Genomic DNA, 18,080 nt, shown 5'->3' with positions numbered 1-18,080 from the left:
TCCAGTACGATAATAAACAATTATCGTACCTCAACACGATAATATAAAAATATCGTATCACAGAACGATAATTGACGATTATCGTATTCCAGCACGATAATTTTTGACAGTACGATTAAAATACTGTACATTAGCAAAAAAAATGCTATGAGTTATTATGCAGTAATCACGGGAGATATTATCAACTCAACCAAGTTTGATGCCTTTAAAAGAGATAAGCTGTTACAGAAATTAGATACTTTTTTCAGGAAGTATTCGGCGGAATCTGAGAACGAAATGCATCTGAAAATACAGTTTGAGATTTTCAGGGGAGATAGTTTTCAGGGATTGCTGGATTCTCCTGCGGAGGCTTTGAAGCTCTGCGTATTAATGCGTTCTTATCTAAAAAGCCAATTTGATTCTGAGCTGACTCTGGACGCAAGAATTGCCATCGGAATCGGAGAAATCAGTTATAAATCTGAGAAATTATCAGAATCAGATGGGGAAGCCTTTCATAATTCAGGAAGATTACTGGATGTTATGAAAAAACTGCCCCAGCAAATAGGTCTGCAATCTCCCTGGCCCAACTTGAATAATGACATTAATATCGGACTGGTATTACTGGAAACAATCATCAGTAAATGGACGCCGCTTCAGGCGGATGTGGTATATCTGAAACTTTCGGGACAAACGGAGCTTCAGATCTCAAAAATATTAAATATTGCACAATCCTCTGTTAATCAAAGGGCTAAAGCTGCCTCCTGGGGGGCTGTGGAAATATTTATCAAACATTTCAATGAGGTAACAAAAGCCAACCTAAGCTAAATATGTATATTTCTTCCGCTCAGTTTATCATATTAATACAATTGTTACTGGCTCATACACTGGGAGATTTTCACCTGCAATTCAACGATTGGGTAAAAGATAAGGAAGATCGTTTTCTGCGGTCAAAATACCTTTATTTTCATGCAGCGGTCCATTTCTTCTTAACCTGGATTTTACTGGGAGAATGGAAATTATGGTATATCGCCCTGTTTATTGCCATTACGCATTTAGGAATAGATATCTGGAAAATCAGCAAAGACCGCAGGCTCAATTCAGCCTACAGAACTAACAGGAAAGACCCGGCATATTCCCATAAAAAGTTAAAGTATTTTCTGCTTGACCAGAGTATGCACCTTATCATTATTCTGGCAGTATGGCTGTTTCTGATTGAAAGGCTTGATACTGCATTGGATTATTGGAGCGATTTAACCACTAATTATGGGGCAATGACTATCCTCACTGCTTATGCCCTATGTACTCTGCCTGTTTCTATCATTATTAATATTGTCACCAGAAAATGGCAGATGCAGTTACAGACCCCGGTTCCGCCAAATGTAAACGATAATGACCTTGATAATGCCGGTATGTGGATCGGAATGCTGGAAAGGATTATTATTCTCACACTGATCATTGCAGGACAATATGAATCCATTGGTTTTTTGATTGCGGCAAAATCCCTGCTCAGATTCAGTGAGAATAATCAGCAAAATGGTTCCTCTGTAAGTAAAAAGTCGGAATACATCCTGATTGGCACTTTATTGAGTTACGGAAGTGCCATTATCATAGGGGCTTTATGTAATCTGATTCTTAAAAGCACATGAATAGACTTTCAGCGGTCGGCCGTCGGCTTAAATTTACAAACTAACAGGTTTCCTTGTTCAGAATAAGCTTGTTCCGATTCGACAATTGTTATATATTTATAGACAATTGTCGAATTCATAAGAATTATGTCAGCAACAATATCAAATATCGAAACCAGGTTAAACAGAGAAATCACGGCCTTTTTGCATTCTGACAGAATTACAAACCATCAGATTGAAGTAAATAAGTCGATTACTTATGAAGGCTTTCTGGAAAGCAAAATACTTATCATCCTTGCAATCAGAGCTGGTATTCCATATTCACTTTTTAATTTAATTCAGGATTATGCCCCATTTACTGAAAGTGATTGGGCTGACCTTCTTAACATTTCAACAAAATCACTGCATAGGTACAAGGCATTTTCCGGACATTATTTCAAACCGGTTCATTCTGAGAAAATCATTGAAATGTCCGAAGTTACTAAAGTCGGACTTGATGTATTTGGTAATATAGAAAAACTCAGGTTATGGCTCAATACTCCGAATTATGCACTAGGTAAACTAGCACCCATAGAATTATTGAAAGACTCTTATGGGAAAGAGATGGTTATCAGCGAATTAATTCGGATTAATCACGGAATACTTGTGTAAAATGGAAGTATTCAGACTTGCCAGGGAGAAATATGCAGCTCCTCTCTCAGGGATAGGAGCTGCTATTAAAGGAGCCCGCTGGAACTCTATTGGCATAGAATTAATTTATACTGCCCAAAACAGGTCCTTAGCAATGGCTGAGGTGGCTGTTCACTTTACTTTAGCAACCCTGCCTGATGATTATGTCATGTTAACAATTGACATACCTGATGACATAGCTACTAAACAAATCTCCGAAACGGATCTACCACCAGACTGGAAAAATTTTCCACATCCGATTTCTACCCAAAAATTTGGTGATGAGTTTGTGGCTGAAAATACAAATGGTGTATTAATTATTCCTTCTGTCGTTACACAGGGCGACTACAATGTGCTTATTAATCCTAATCATAAAGATTTTAGCAGAATAACTATCAAAAAAATTGAAAAATTTCCATTCGATATGAGAATATTCAAAGGATAATATACAATCAAAGATTAGTGGATATCAAAACAAAAGTCAAAAACACATGACACTGAGCATTTTTAGCTTTTCCAATGTTTTAACACCACTCCTTTTAATAAGAAACAGAAACCTCTTCACTCGGTTTACTCTGGTTATTCGCCCTGTCAGAAGAAACCAGGTAGTAAAAAAATAATTTCCCTTTTCCTGTCTGTTTGTCAACATACGACAATTCATCCGGTTTTAAAGAAGCCAGTAATTGTGGTTTAGCGCCTCGTTCATAGCGATACAGTTTCACTTCTTTCAGGTCGCTGTAACGTACTTCATCCCACTGTAAAATCACACCAAGCTCATTTTTATAGGCAGTCAGTCCAAACGGAACCGGAATCTCAGGAACTGGAAGCAAAACAACTCCGCTTTCGTCAGCCTTACTTGATTCACCGTTAAAACCCAAGGTCTTAATCTGATACTGGTAAGAGGCTCCTAAAACAGCCGTAGAATCATTAAAATAATTAACATTGGTTCCTATTTGCACGATTTTCACTAAAGTCCCGTCTCCTGTTTTCTTTCTGTAAATTTCATAACCGGAAATACCTGCCTCCTCCTTGGCAGACGGAGCAGTCCAGTGTAATTTTACCAAAGGCATTTCATTTTCTGCGGTAAAAGCAAAAGGCGGACTTAAGGCAACTTTCAATCCGGTAACACCACTGGAAGTATCTGATGGCATACTCATTACATGACTGGTATTTTCAGCTATTACAAAATAACGATAAGAGGCATTTGGCCTGAGTATTCCCGAGGAATCCACATATTCCTGCAAAATAAGTCTGTTATTATGAGGCAATAAAGTCCGTACCAGTTCAAACTTCGAGTCATTCATCCCTGCCCGGTAAATATGATACCCTTTCAGATTTGGTTCTGAAGTCTGCCACTTGAGTTGTATCCCGTCAGGATGTGAAAGGACATAAAGATTACCGGGAGCAGAAACTGCCGTTTTATCCTCATATAAGGTAAAGAATTTTGCCGTCTGGCCGGAAAATTCTCCCATCAATCCGGTAGTAATGAGATAGTAATAGTACTTTTTCATCGGAAGGACGTCTTTGTCAAGAAACTCGCTTTCTGTCGGCAGCGTTTCTCCGATTAAGCGGAAATCTTTGTCATAATATTCACTTCTCCAGATCTGAATACTTTTGAAGATATTAGGACTTTGTATTTCCCAGTTAAGCTTTACGGCATGATTTTCAGAAAGCCCCAAAGCTTTCAGGTTATAAGGAATCCGTACATTCTGATAAGTATAAGCCGCTACAGTAATGGTATCGCTCAGTGGCCCCTCATTGCCAAAATAATCAAACGGTTTAATGGTATATCTATAGGCTGTAAGAGGTTTCACAAACTCATCAATCAGCATAATCGTTGGTTCTCCTTTTCTCAGATATGTAACATAAGAAACATTGACCGGAACAAAATTACCTTTCAGACCTTCCTGACGATAAGCTTTGAGGAAGAAAGGTTTATCTCCTTTTCCAACGCTCAAAAGCACCTGGATTTTATTTTCTTCTGAAATATTATGCAGGTATTTCAATCCGGCAACAGCAGGTCGTTTAGGGAGACTCACCGGGATAGAGATATAAGGTTCTGATCTGCTCAAACCTTCTCCAGTAAAGGAAATGCGGTAAGAATAAGTATTCCCGTTCTGCACCTTTTCGTCAAGATACAATAAACCAAAAGCCATTCTCAGGGATGGATTGGTAATATATCGTTTTAAGCTGTCGATTACCTGATATTTTTCCCATTTTTCCCAGATTTTGCCTAAGGTATTATCGTCCAGATTTGAAGGAACCGGCAATAATGCATCGTATTTCCGGAAACGTTCCGTCAGTTCTTTTCTGCTGGTCGGAACATCCATTTCTGTCAGTCCTTTAAAATCTTCATCATTGACTTTCCGCTCCACCTTAACGCTTCGGATCCCTTTTCCTCCTGCTTTTTTGCTAATGGGCTGCCGACCTAAACTGACATAGATTCCTCCTTTTCCGGCAACGGCAATGAGGTTATTGTTAGCCTTTTGTGAAAAGGATAAATGAGTACTGATGAACAAAACAGAGAAAAAAAGTATCTTTTTCATGATCTTCTATATAAACTAAACTGATCCGTTGAAATGAATAAACCGTAAATTATTCAATTGATTTAGGGAATATACAACTCATATTTTTTTGCATCGCTTCCCATATGCACTCTGATTCCCAGCGTTTTGGTAATACTGTCACTACTGGAGTCGCAGAAAGTACCATCGCAATCAGAATCACATACTCCCCAGCCCCAGTAAGCGGAACCTTTCAGAATCAACATGGCAGAACCGTCCACAAACCAATTGCCGCTGGTACTCACCTGGCCGTCTACACTCACATCCGCAGTAACGGAAGCCTCCAGACCTCCGCAGGCAATGCCTATTGATCCTCCGACTCCGGCAGTAACATTGGCAAAAACACTTTGTCCGATTCCCAGGGTGAGGCCGTCACTAAAGTTCATGGAAACCCTCATGTCGGCCCCGATTGTTGCACTCAGTTTTCCTGAAACTACGCCAAGGTCTATATCAAACTGCGGAATAATCGGTACAGGAATTTCGGCTTTTCCTTCAATATAAAAACCTTTGATCTGATTCGGGAAAATTGGTGGCAGCTCTCCTCTCAGCTGATAAACCCAGGAATATTGTTTAAAGATATTCCGGATTTCCTCAGTCATCGGATACATTCCTATAATCGTTGCAGCCATTCCTTTTGTAACCGGATTTGTTTTTTCAAACTCACCGGCTCCAAGAAAATACCATCCCTCGTTCCCCATTACCATATTGATATCAGCTTTCATAAAAGTGCCGGAACCCATATCTTTTTCAGTATGAAGATGGCCTTCAAGCTGCCCTTTATCGAAATTGTAAATGATTCCGATATTTCCGTAAGGTGTATCGATGTTTTTAACACCAACTTTCTGGTTATCAGCAACAATATCCCCATGCACTTCCAGATTCAGTCTTCCTGTAGCTCCGTTTGCGCCCATAATATCCCCTCCGAATTTCAGCAAAGACCAATTCCCTGAATTTACCCTCAGGCCTCCGGCCATATTAATAAGTTTGGAATTTCCATTTGAAGCCAGGTTAAAAGTGGCAGATTTCGGCAAACTGATGCCGCAGGTATCTTTGTTTTTACCCAGACTCATCGGAAAACTAAACTTACCGTCTTCGGAAACAGAACCCGTGGCAAAATGTCCTGTTTCTGTAATTTTATTGTCAGCAGCTTTAACTCTGACGGTCAGGGTATTTGTTTTGAACTCATAATCAAACGGCAGGACTTTGGTGCTGATACTCGTTCCCTGTTTTGTGAATTGCAGCAAGGTCTGTTTGCTTTCCAGGTTCGGAATATTCAGGTCAATAAAACCCGGAATATTGACACTGCCATCTGTCACCTGAATATCTTTCGGCTTGAACCTGAAAAGTTTAAAGGCTGTCACATCTTTCTGATCACTGGCTAAATCATATCCTTTTGAACCGTCACTGTAAAGACTCATGTTACTGAAATAAAATCTATCTTCAGGATTCAGATTAGGCAGACCTCCAAATGAAGCGACAATACTTTTACCCGGTTTGGCATCCATTTTCAAAGACCAATGGCTTTTTCCGGAATCATATCCAAATTGAACACCTGCTTCAGGCTGAATTTTGATTACGCCACCCAGAGAAAGTTCATTAACCTCATACGTTCCGTAAAGCAATTCTTCAGTCGTAACCTTAATATCCTTAAACGGAACATCCAGCAAACCTGTTTTAATTTTACCGGATTTCAGGATAAAACCTTCATTGCCAATCACATATTTATCTGCCACCAATTGCCATTTTTCCAAAGACATGGTCAATGAACTGGTCGATTGCATCGTGTTCAGTCCTTTGCCATAAAGGAGATTCAGATAGCCCATTGAAATTTTCAGATCAGCCGGACTGACGTTTTTCAGATTGGTATGAATTATGGTGAATAATCTTACAGAATCGGCATTAATATAAGATTTTTCGGCATCAGCTTCAGCTTCAAGATTGGTAGAAAAAAGCTTGAATTTCAATGCATTTCCACTGGCATCCGCAATCCCGATTTTACGGTTTGGCAAAGTATTGGCTGCAAAAATCGCCATCTGAACCCGTTGCCCTTTATCTGCTACTGTTAAATCTGTCAGGTAAAAACGGTTCTCTGTAAAATCGACTTTCGTATCCGGAAAGGCAGCACTGGTAAGAATATAGGCTTTTTCCTTAATCTGTCCTTTACCCCCCCCGCCATCACTTACCACAATTCCTGCAGAAGTATTTTCTGCGATGGTACTGAATTTCTTATAGGTCTGGAATACCAGTTTGTTAGTCTGTGTAACTACTTTTCCGGCCACAGGTTTCAGATAAGGCAAACCTGCTGAGTTTTTTTCTGCACTCTTTGTTACTTCAAGGTCTTTGAAAGTCAGCACCTTGGTAGAATCATAGATAAAATTCGGATTGGAAGGAATGCTGTTGAAACTTCCGGTTACTTTGATTTTTCCACCCTCATTTCTGATTTCAGTCAGCGTAACAGGAAGCCCGAGAATCTTCGTAACGTCTAATGTATCATTTTTCTTTAAACCAAAATCAACATTATTCTGAGACAATTCCATAATAGTCAGCAACTTACTTCCACCGAGATAATTAGAGCCGGACTTCTCTGCAATCACTGTTAAAGGCACTCCTCTTTGCAAGCCATGCAACTCATATGTACCATCAGATTTAGTTTCAGCTTTTACTTCCGGTTTTTCTTTAACATAGACCTTTGCTTTGGCAAGCGGTGAGCCACTATCTGTACCAAATACCTTTCCGGAGATTTTTGCAGACTTTTGCACCATAATGATAACGGCTTTCTCCTCTTTTGAAGGGAAATTTACCACCGTTGTATTTTTGATGGCATAATCCGGATGATTTACCTTGATTACAAAGTTATTAGCACCGCTTTCAGTAGAAAATTTAAATCCGGTTGTTCCTTTAGCATCAGTTTTCTGAGGAGCCAGTCCGGCAATAGCGACCCCTTCATCTTCCTGTGAAGGCTGATTTTTATTTCCGGATAAAGATCCGGCCTTAGCCGGGGAATATTTTGCTGAAAGCGGTGAGCCTCCGCCCGAACCTCCCCCTGCTCTTATTTCTACTGAAGCATCTTTCACATAGGTAATTTCCGAAGCATATTTTAAAACGGTTGATAAAACCTGTGAGGCATTCGGTTCAGCCTCCTGTTTTTCAAAGGCTGTATATAATTTATTTCCGGAGTCCACGACTTTCGGACCTGAACTGGCGTAAAACTTAGATACATCGGCAGCTGTTTTCTTAAAGTTATTGGCAGGAGAAGGAACCGGTGATTTATCTTCCATGACAATAACCTTAATCCTGTGCTGCTTTTTCTTCATGACCAGTTTTCCCAGATCAACTACTGAATTATCTCCGATTGAAAAAGTACTGTCAAAATCAAAAAATGATTCATCTTTTACATCAATATGGAATTTGATCTTCCCGGAAGTAGCAGGCAGGTCAAATTTAACAGGAGGTGTATTTTCGCTAAGTACATACACCGTACCGAATTTCCCTGAACCCGATTTTGCCGAAGAGGTTTTATAAGTCGTTTTAACGTTAAAAGTTGAATCTTTTGCACCTGTTCCCGGGGTAATCACAACGCTAATCCCATTTCCATCTTCATCTACTACAGAGCCTTTTACCCTGCCTGAAGGACTGAGAAAAATACCATCATAATATTTATAAAAACCTGGAGCCAGAGCACGGACCTTTCCTTTATCTTCATAAATCAACTCCCCGGCCGGCTTGAACCCGCTGGCATTCAGCCGATAAGCAAAACTGCTGTATGGTTCTGCAAAATTACCTTCGGAGGTAAGAGGTCCCATCAGCAGATTGCCGGAACCTGTATCAAAATGACCTTTGGTATCGAGCGGAATTTTAAATTTTGCGGTAGCATCAAAGATCAGAGAGAGTCCTAATTTGGCAATATCTCCGTAGAAAAACTTCACATCTCCATTGGTTAACGGTACTTTTTTATTATCACTTCTGTAAACGAATCCTTCTATACGAGGATACAGAGGAAACATATTTACATTGCATTTGATGTTGGTAAAAGTCTCATATTCACTGTTGAAAGTAGCATTATCCAATCCTGGCCCGCCAATAATGATAGATTGCCCGTTCTGACTTACATCCGGATCTTTGTAATCTTTGTTCAGGGCAAAATACACCGCCGGGCCGGAAGTAAAATTATTGATGGCCTTTACCTCTTTGTTATCGGGTTTCTCCGTAATAATATAGTAATTACTGCCTGATTCAAGGTTAACTACCAGATTTTTGAAAACAACTTCATTATTATTGTTACAAACCCCCTCCGCAATTACCTCCATTCCCTGAATTTTCTTCTTAGGTTTCGGAATATCGCCTTCGGTTGCAGGAACTTCCGTCGGGATATTTTTTCGGGTAAGATACACTTTATAGCCATTAAACGTAGTTTTAAAAACGGCATCTCCCTGTAATTTCTGTCCGAACAATATCTTTTCAGCATTTTTCAGGCGCACCGTCAGTTCATAATCCCTTACCCCGGCTACCAGGTTTTTATAAGATGTTTCTTTTTCTTCGTCATAAGTCAGAAAATCTTCCGGACTTGTATAATAAGGACTATCTACTATAATTCTGGCACTTCGGGTAATTTTTCCTTTGAAAAAATTCTTAAATTCTCCACTGCCAAATGTTAAGGAAGTATCTGCACTTAAGACTTTTGTCGGCGAAGTATTAACAAACGTAAACTTGAAATTTCCGTTATTATCGGTTTTCGTTACTGCAATTACTTCATGGTAGTTTTTAAGCATCGAGGAAAAATAATTCTTATCATTTCCCTGAATTTTATTGCCATCCAGCTGACCATCCATTTTATAATCAACTACCAGTTTAACCTGAATATTAGCAAGCGGTTTTCTTCGTTCCGAGACACTGAGTATGGCTGACAAAAATGCGGGATTATAGGCTGTACTGATATTGGTTAATGCGGTAGCATTGGCGGGCGTCATGTTTTTATATGTTCCGTTTCCGGTCGGGTAATAGGAAGCTGCTGCTGCGGGCGGGCTGTTTCCACTTTTCTTAGCCGTTCCGGAAGAGGAAGTTCCGGAACCTGATGAGCTGTTTTTATTGCCCGACTGGTCGATAAAATCATAATTTATTGTACCCGATAATACCGTATTTGCAAAAATCGGAACGTATTTGCCCACAGCAAAATTTGCCGGAATGCTCGCCTTTGGTTTTTTCTCAGGAATGGTTGTTACTTCAGTTTTTACAGTCTGAATTTCAGGATTTTTATAGATGAAAGATCTTACTTCACTCCTTCCGTTATTTCGGAAAGAAGAGCCTTCTCCCTTCTGATTACGACCGTTTAAAGAGCTCTGATCCAATGCCTGTACAGCCCAGGCATATTTTCTGCCCACAACCAAAGGAGGATCAGCAGGGCCTAAAACATATACATTTCCGGTAACAGTTTTTTCAAAAAAAGCAGGTTGCGTTCCTGAAAGAAAAGCATCATTCGGATTCCGGTTTGGCTGAATCATTTCAAAGATTTTCAACTGGTATTGCGTACCAACCGGGCTTCCGGCAGGTACTGTCCATGAAAAAATCATGTTCTGTGGTTGAAAAACCCTCACTTCTTCATCTTCAAGCGGTTTGATTAAAATTGGTGGTTCGAGCTGCGTAAGGCGAATAGTCGTACATCCCAATGGTGCATCAGATGATAAGGCGGTTGTCTGACGGACAAAATCATACGCTCTTACACATACCTGATAAATGCCCTCAGGAATCCCATTTTTTCTTTCAATATCATCCATCGTAATCCCTCTGGCAGTAAGCTGATTTACATCAAACAAATCCTGTAAATCACCAATATTCAAAGTATAGGGAATATTAGGCTGCAAGGTTATACCTCTGACAGGTCTGAAATTCGGATTGGTAAAAATCTGGATTCCATTATCCCCTGAAATAGAAGCTCTCAGATAAACCGTCTGGGCTACCCTTTGGGTGTTTTGCAGAATAATGATGGCTTTTCCGGGATTATTGGCATAATCACTCAGTCTGGTAGAATAAGGGGGAACTAATTGTAAGTTTACATTTACTGCATTCTGGGCAATGGTTTTCCATGACAACAGGACAAAAAGCAGGAGCAAAATTTTATTTTTCATAGCATGAAAGAATTTTCCGTTATTGGTAGCTATATTTTCAGGTTCTTTTTGGCAAAAATTCAAATACTTCAGAAACTCAGTGTATACCCTAATTCTCCCGTTGTCTCTGAAAATTTCGGTTGTCCCCCTTTCGCATCATCACTTGGCTTATTATTCAGATAATTTACTCTTAAACTCAATCTGTGATTTCTCAAAGGCTGGTACGAAGTATTGACACCGAGATTCAAAATGGTACTGCTTCCCTGCGGTAAAGTACTGATGATGTAAGAATTGGAAGTGCTGAACTGCAACTGGTTTTTAAGAAATCCTTTTGATGCGCCTAAAGTCGCTCCTTTGTTGGTAATGGTTCCTGTAGTAAGAACATTTGTCGTATAATTCCCTCCGGCCATTAAAGACAAACCTGATTTATTGAAAGTAAGGTTATAATTCAACATTGCTACGGTTGTATTAATGTTGTTGGCAGCTTGTGTTTCGGCATTTACATCCGAGAGATTGCTGTAATTATATGAAAGCAGGAATACCTGTGTGTGTTTTTCTGCCGGAATAATCAACCTCGGGCTTACCGAAATATTCTGATTAGTCTGGGCAAGCAGGTATTTGTTCTGAACCTTTGTTACAGTCGGTTCTGAATTGGAAGAAAAATTAGTATAATTGGCATCTAAGCCAAAAGCGGTAGTCAGATCCCAGGAAAGATTCGCCATTCCGATAACTCTTTTGGTAGTAGCCTGCTTTTGCTTTTGGGTATTATCATTCTGAATACCCAGACTTCCCAAAAACCGTAATTTTCCTTTCAAAGCATTAAATGAAGGAGAAATGGTGATGTTTTCTATATCACTTTGGAAGAAATAGGCTCCCATCGACTGGAAATTCGGATCGACATGCTTATAAGCTACTTTAAGGGAGAAATCCTTTTCTTTATACCCGATTCCTCCTGAATATGCGATGTAATATTCTGAAGTTCCGTTAATGGTAATGAATTTATTTACCTTGTTGAAAATATCAGTACCGGTAACTTCTGATGACAATGCCAATTTGGATTGAAAATCCCGGGTATAAACGCTGATTGCACCATCAGCAAAAATGAATAGTTTCTTAGCAAAAGTAACCTTTGTATCTGCTCCGATTACCAGGTTTTCAGCAGGACGAACGGTACTTTGATCCAGATTTCCTACTTTTAAACTGGCTTCATCATCTTTGGCTTTCAAAAAACTCAGGTCGAAATGCGTATCTTCCGTCCCATAACCAACTTTTCCGGCATATCCGAATCTTGAAAAGCTATAAGGCTGAATCGTTCCGGTTGTTGTGTCAACCGTAGTTGCCCGATTAAGACGGCCATACATAAACCCTATCCTCAATTTTCCGGGATTCAGTTCAAATCCTCCTCCTAACATGGTATAACCTGCCAGGGTATAAGGCGAAAAAGAAACATTGCGATAACCGGCATGGACGGTAATCCATTTGTAGGCAGGACTCATGCCGAACTGATTGAAAGGCTGCCTGAAATTACGTTCCTGTTCACTGTAAACGAATGAAAGAGGAATTGATATCCCGTAGATTGAAATCGTAGGGCTTCCTGAAATCATATACATAAACGGACTCCTGCGGGCAGGAATTCCGTCGGCTGAATAAGCTATCCCCCGTACGTCAAGAGAGCCACTCAGGGCAAAGGGTTTTTGCTGACCCATAGTTGCCAGATCCTGCGAAAAAGCATTTGGCAGCAAACCCAGAAACATCACCAAAACTATTAATAATCTCATTTCCTGAAAGTAGTAGTGTTTAATAAAGAGCTGTTTAAAATGTTTAATGCTTGTTTTACTTTGTTGTCAGGTGAATAAGTGCTGGATATTAATCGATGCTCCGGGTTGTTTAATATTTTCCGGCTTTCTGCTTCTTCTTAACTAAAGGCTGTTTCAGCCATAATAAAAAGCAATTTTCAAAACAGAAGTTATTAAACGGTTTCAGTATTCCATTGGGAAATTTATAGTTTTAAAACAGAGCATTTTTAAATAAATTCATCAGAAGAATAACCTGTATCTGCATCCCTCAAAAGGTTGTTTTTAATTTCTTTTTCTGATTAATCAAATCTATTTACATTGACCGGCGATACAATATAGTAACCGATGAAAGGCTATCAATAATCGTTGAAGGGAACGCTTTTTCGCGCAGCGGGTTTAACAACAGTCTTTCATGTTTCAGGTTTTTTCCGGTAATCTTAAAAAAAATACCGAGTAAACCGATTCATACAGAAGGCAATAACAAAATCTGTTCACAGAATAATTCAAAAGCTAAAATATATGATTTTTTGTTTTCTAAAATTCAGTTAAATTGTTAGCCAAATGAATGTTAACAGGGATTGCATATCGGTTTCTATTGGTCATATTTCCGGGAAACATCTTTTAATTGATTAAATATTCAACACACCAATACACTAACATGCCTTTTTGAAATGGCGAAGAAGATAGCTTTTATTTATTTTTTAATAGGAATATTATGGATAAGCTCCAGTGATACGCTCTTAGATATTATCGCCGCATTTCTGGGTTTGAATCCTTCCATTATTTATTGGATTGGTATATTTAAAGGTTTCTTTTATGTCGGCATTACTTCTTTGATTCTGTACTTTTATCTAAGAAAGAGCTTCAGGAAAGAGGCTGATCAAAGAATTGCCTATCAACGCCTTTTCGAGGAAAATCCGATCCCCATGTGGATCTCTTCAAAAAAAGAGTTCAGATTTCTGGCTGTAAACCAGGCCGCAATTAACAAATACGGTTATTCCAGAGAAGAATTCCTGAAAATGACCATTATGGATATTCGTTCTGCTTCAGAAATAGAAAGGCTCAATAATTATTTTCAAAAGGTTTCAGCAGATACCCCCGATGATTTTATCTGGAAACACCAGACGAAAAGCGGAAAGGAATTTTTCGTCAGAATATCTGTCATGGAAACCGTTTTTGAAGGCACTGCCTCAAGATTTGCCTCCTCAACAGATGTGGATGAAATCATTAAAACCCAGCAGGCTAATGCAGAATTAAACACTCAGCTGATTGCTTACAAAAATCGTCTGGAAAATATTCTTTCTTCTGTTTCTGACATTATCTGGTCATGTGAAATTGACTCCTTTAAAATCAATTATATCAATGATGCCTGTACCTCTGTTTATGGATATACGCCAGATGAATTCCTGACCAATTCTGATTTATGGTTTTCAACAATCATTGATGAAGATAAAGCAATTATCGGTGAAAATTATAAAAGACTGCTTAAAGAGGGACATTCAGAATCTGAATATCGGATCAGACATAAGGACGGAAGTATCAGAGTTATCTACGACAGAAATGTACTGGTAAGGAATCAGGAAGGTCTTCCTGATTCAATCAATGGCGTTTCGAGTGACATTACAAAGGCGAAAGAATTACAGGAAAAGATCATTAAAGATGAGAAAAATATGCATGCGCTCATCAATAATACCGAAGATCTGATCTGGCTGGTAAACAAAGATATGCAATTGGTTGTCGGAAATGATCCTTATCTGAAACGCATTGAGAAAATTACCGGACAAAAGCCTAAACAGGGTGATTATGTAGTTTATAAAGAAAAGGATTACGCTCTTTGGAACAGATTTAAGGTACATTTCGACAGAGCACTTGCCGGAGAAAAAGCACATTTTGAAGACTCCACCAATTTCCCGAATGAAGGGGAGCGGATTATTGAAATTAACCTTACGCCCGTTACAGATCAAAAAGGAGAAGTAACCGACATCAGCTGTTTTGTAAGAAATATTACAGACCGGCATTTAAATTCCCGGAAAATTAAACTTCAGAATGATTCGCTGAATGAAATTGCCTGGCTTCAGTCGCACACCGTAAGGGCTCCGCTTGCCAATATTATCGGTTTGGTACAATTAATAAATCATGATGATCTCAATGATCAGAATAATCAAAAAATCCTCAAATTTCTTGAAGAAGAGTCATTCAAATTAGATGAAATCATTCATAAAATTGTCCAGAAGACTAAACAGGTTCCAGGCGTTTCACTTCAGAAGAAGCCTACTTCAGAGCTTTGAAAACCTATTTATTTCCGGCATTTACCACCTGAATGCTGTTCAGTTCTCTGATCCAGCGGGCGTGCTTTTTATCTTTGGGAACAACCAGTCTGAAAGGGCCAACACCTTCTCCCAGTGGTTTTCCGTCTGCCTTAGTAGCCAGTAAAATGATGTCATCAGAAAAATCAGAATCCAGCTCCGGTAAAGCAAAAAGTACTTCATAACCGTCATTTGCCTTTGCCAGCACAAATTTAGAGAGGTTTTTCCCGCGAAGCTGAGCGCCTAATGTTACACCTGCCAGTTTTAAGACTTCATTTAATGCTACTCCCGAAAAAACATGATTTTCAGCATCTTTATCCTTCGCCGTTATTGAAATCTGTGGCAGTTTCGACAAATCTTCTATTGAAAGTGACAAAGGTTTAAGTACTTCTCCCTGCACTTTGATGACTGCCTGCTGAGCCTTTGAAATACCCTGGATGAAGCATGTCAGAACAAGCAGAAATGCCAGGCGGCTATGTCGTGATAAAGTTGATTTTTTCATAAAAACAATCTGAAGAAATTGCTGAAAGTATCTGTTTAATCTATTTTCTCAAGTATCTGGAAGGCTTCGTTATATTCAACAGAAAATAACGACTCAAATATAAGCGTCGATTTTCATTTAACAAAACCTTATCTTGATTTGAAATTTCTTATATTGCCCTAAATTGCTTTGGGGGAAAGCAGATTGAATCACATGGTTTTTTGCTTCTCTCTTTCCAATTTTTTAACTTTATGGATGACAAAATTTCATTTTCAGAGTCACAAAATCTAACATGCTGATTATGAGCAGGCGTTTTTAGGGTCAACTTATAATACTCAAAGCAAATTTTAAAACAACCATTCAAAAAAAACACGTATGAATAAAGTTTATTTAAGTGATTCAGGCCCAAAAGTTTCTGAGGCAATTTATGGATTCTGGAGATGGACGGATAAAGGTCTGGAAACCTCTGCTTCTATAGAAAAAATCGTAAACCTTTGTTTAGAGTTAGGAATTAATACTTTTGATCACGCTGATATTTACGGTGATTATACCATTGAAGAGTATTTTGGCAAGTTAATTCAACAAAAATCATTTAAAAGAGAAGACATCGTTTTATTCAGCAAATGCGGTATCCGTAAAACATCAAGCGGGGTAACCTATTTTGACAATACCAGAAAATATATCCTAGAAAGTGTCGAAAATTCACTCAGAAAACTAAAAACTGATTATTTAGACATTTTTCTTCTTCATAATATCGATAAATTAAGCAATCCGGAAGATACGGCACAGGTACTTTTCGAATTGGTTAATTCAGGAAAGGTAAAGCATATCGGGGTAACAAATTTTACGGTTTTTCAGCATCAGTTGCTTGAATCTTACCTTAGAAAACCTATCGTTACCAATCATATTGAACTGAATCTGGCCAATACTTCAGCGATTGAAGACGGAAGAATTGACTTTATCAAACAAAGGTTCAGTAAACCGCTTGCCTGGGCACCACTTGCAGGGGGAAAAATTCTGAACGGAAGAGATGCCAAATCAGAAATGCTGAGAGCCAGATTATCGGAAATAGGTAGAAAATACGAAGCCAATGTAGAACAGACTGCCGTAGCCTGGCTTATGCAATTAGGAACTTTGCCAATTATCGGATCCTTATCTGAAACCAGAATACGAAATGCAGCAAGTGCTACAGAAATCAAACTTTCACATGAAGACTGGTATGATCTTTATAACCTGGCTTTATTGAAATAGAATTAATATCCGGATAAGTGAAGTTTTTAAAAAGAGCTTCACTTATTTTTTTACGGTAGTATCATCCTGTATTGAAACGATTTCCTATGAAAAAAAACAAACTATACAATGAAACGCATCAATTCGATTGATTTTGTCCGGGGTTTGGTAATGGTTATCATGGCCTTAGACCATGTTCGTGATCTTATGCATGTCAGTTCCATTACTCAGGATCCTACTGATCTCAGCACCACGACCCCGCTTCTTTTTATGACCAGATGGATTACGCATCTGTGTGCTCCGACATTCGTATTTCTTTCCGGAACCTCCGCTTATCTTTCGCTTAAAAATCATGGCAATTTAAAGGCCAGTCAAAGTTTTTTGCTTAGCAGAGGGCTCTGGTTAATTTTCCTGGAATTTACGGTCGTTAATTTCGGGATCTGGTTTGACCTTCATTTCAGAGTTGTACTTCTTCAGGTGATAGCCGCAATCGGGTTTGGTTTTGTCATGCTGTCTTTTCTCCAGAAACTTTCTATAAAAACCCTTACCATTATTGGTCTGATCATTACTTTCGGGCATAATCTGCTGCAATTTGTTTCCTTTAACGGAAATCCTGTTGTAAACTTTCTGGGGTCCTATTTTTTCAGGTCTAATGCCTTTCAGGTAACACCACAGTTTACACTGGTAACAGGATATCCTGTCATTCCCTGGCTTGGCATTATGTTGCTGGGTTTTGCTGCCGGTAAGATTTTTGAACTACCGGAGGCCGACCGGAAAAAAATACTCTGGCAGACTTCCGCAGGTTGTCTTATTTTGTTTTTCGCGATCAGATTTATTAATTTATATGGTGACCCGGCTCCCTGGGCTGTCCAAAAAAGCCTGACTTTCACCTTTCTTTCGTTTATCAATGTCTCCAAATATCCTCCCTCCCTGCAGTATTCACTGGTAACATTGGGTTTGATGTTTCTCATTCTTTTTCTGGCTGAGGGATGGAAAGGTAAATTCATTGAAATTATTAAAGTTTATGGGAAAGTACCGCTTTTCTACTATCTGATTCACTGGTATCTTGCCCATTCTATCATGCTGATTATGGTATTTGCACAGGGCTTTCAGGCAAAGGATCTGATTTTCGGAGCTTTCGGATTCGGAAGGCCCAAAGAAGGTTTCGGATTCGAACTCCCTGTCGTTTATCTGATCTGGCTGGGAATAGTCATTTCGCTGTATCCATTATGTAAATGGTATGGAAAATATAAAATGCAGCATAGAGATAACAAATTGCTAAGGTATCTGTAAAATCTAAGAAGCCTGTTCCAGATCCGGAACAGGCTT

General features: G+C 39.0%; 11 protein-coding genes. 7 read left to right on the top strand and 4 right to left on the bottom strand.

Annotated elements, in window-relative coordinates; genetic code table 11:
* Window positions 1–147: 147 nt before the first annotated feature.
* The 4 genes from BM179_RS00300 (at window position 148) to BM179_RS00285 (ending at window position 2,718) form a co-directional block, all read left to right on the top strand.
* Window positions 148–804: a SatD family protein gene (locus tag BM179_RS00300; RefSeq protein WP_092010418.1), complete on the top strand. Its 657-nt coding sequence runs from the start codon at window positions 148–150 to the stop codon at window positions 802–804.
* Between the two features lie 2 nt (window positions 805–806).
* The gene (locus tag BM179_RS00295) at window positions 807–1,625 is read left to right on the top strand and encodes a DUF3307 domain-containing protein (RefSeq protein ID WP_092010415.1); all 819 of its coding nucleotides are present in this window, start codon (window positions 807–809) and stop codon (window positions 1,623–1,625) included.
* Window positions 1,626–1,751: 126 nt separating this feature from the next.
* Window positions 1,752–2,255 (top strand): Xre family toxin-antitoxin system antitoxin, encoded by a 504-nt coding sequence (locus BM179_RS00290; protein ID WP_092010412.1) that lies wholly within the window; start codon window positions 1,752–1,754, stop codon window positions 2,253–2,255.
* Window position 2,256: 1 nt separating this feature from the next.
* A complete protein-coding gene (locus BM179_RS00285) occupies window positions 2,257–2,718 on the top strand; it encodes an RES family NAD+ phosphorylase (RefSeq protein ID WP_092010410.1) in 462 nt (153 codons plus the stop codon).
* A gap of 94 nt (window positions 2,719–2,812) precedes the next feature.
* Here BM179_RS00285 and BM179_RS00280 read toward each other — a convergent pair whose 3' ends face one another.
* The 3 genes from BM179_RS00280 to BM179_RS00270 all read right to left on the bottom strand — a co-directional run bounded on the left by BM179_RS00280 (window position 2,813) and on the right by BM179_RS00270 (window position 12,716).
* Window positions 2,813–4,819 (bottom strand): fibronectin type III domain-containing protein, encoded by a 2,007-nt coding sequence (locus tag BM179_RS00280; RefSeq protein WP_092010407.1) that lies wholly within the window; start codon window positions 4,817–4,819, stop codon window positions 2,813–2,815.
* 62 nt (window positions 4,820–4,881) lie between these two features.
* On the bottom strand, window positions 4,882–10,959 hold the full coding sequence (locus tag BM179_RS00275; protein ID WP_143095104.1) for a hypothetical protein: 6,078 nt from the start codon (window positions 10,957–10,959) through the stop codon (window positions 4,882–4,884).
* A gap of 68 nt (window positions 10,960–11,027) precedes the next feature.
* Complete coding sequence (locus tag BM179_RS00270) at window positions 11,028–12,716, bottom strand: hypothetical protein (protein ID WP_092010402.1); 1,689 nt, start codon at window positions 12,714–12,716, stop codon at window positions 11,028–11,030.
* A 689-nt stretch (window positions 12,717–13,405) separates the two neighbouring features.
* Between BM179_RS00270 and BM179_RS00265 the strand changes: the two genes are divergently transcribed.
* Window positions 13,406–15,022: a PAS domain-containing protein gene (locus BM179_RS00265; RefSeq protein WP_092010399.1), complete on the top strand. Its 1,617-nt coding sequence runs from the start codon at window positions 13,406–13,408 to the stop codon at window positions 15,020–15,022.
* A gap of 4 nt (window positions 15,023–15,026) precedes the next feature.
* On the opposite strand, the gene BM179_RS00260 is transcribed toward BM179_RS00265, so the two are convergent.
* Window positions 15,027–15,542 carry a molybdopterin-dependent oxidoreductase gene (locus BM179_RS00260; protein WP_092010396.1) on the bottom strand — a complete coding sequence of 172 codons (516 nt, stop codon included), beginning with the start codon at window positions 15,540–15,542 and terminating at the stop codon, window positions 15,027–15,029.
* Window positions 15,543–15,896: 354 nt separating this feature from the next.
* On the opposite strand from BM179_RS00260, the gene BM179_RS00255 reads away from it, so the two are divergent.
* Window positions 15,897–16,772 carry an aldo/keto reductase gene (locus tag BM179_RS00255; protein WP_092010393.1) on the top strand — a complete coding sequence of 292 codons (876 nt, stop codon included), beginning with the start codon at window positions 15,897–15,899 and terminating at the stop codon, window positions 16,770–16,772.
* 108 nt (window positions 16,773–16,880) lie between these two features.
* Complete coding sequence (locus tag BM179_RS00250) at window positions 16,881–18,044, top strand: acetyltransferase domain-containing protein (RefSeq protein WP_092010390.1); 1,164 nt, start codon at window positions 16,881–16,883, stop codon at window positions 18,042–18,044.
* The last annotated feature ends 36 nt before the right edge of the window (window positions 18,045–18,080 follow it).

Source organism: Pseudarcicella hirudinis, from assembly GCF_900115665.1.
GTDB lineage: Bacteria > Bacteroidota > Bacteroidia > Cytophagales > Spirosomataceae > Pseudarcicella > Pseudarcicella hirudinis.
The sequence above is the reverse complement of the archived record's forward strand: the minus strand, read 5'-3'. Positions and strand labels throughout refer to the sequence as shown.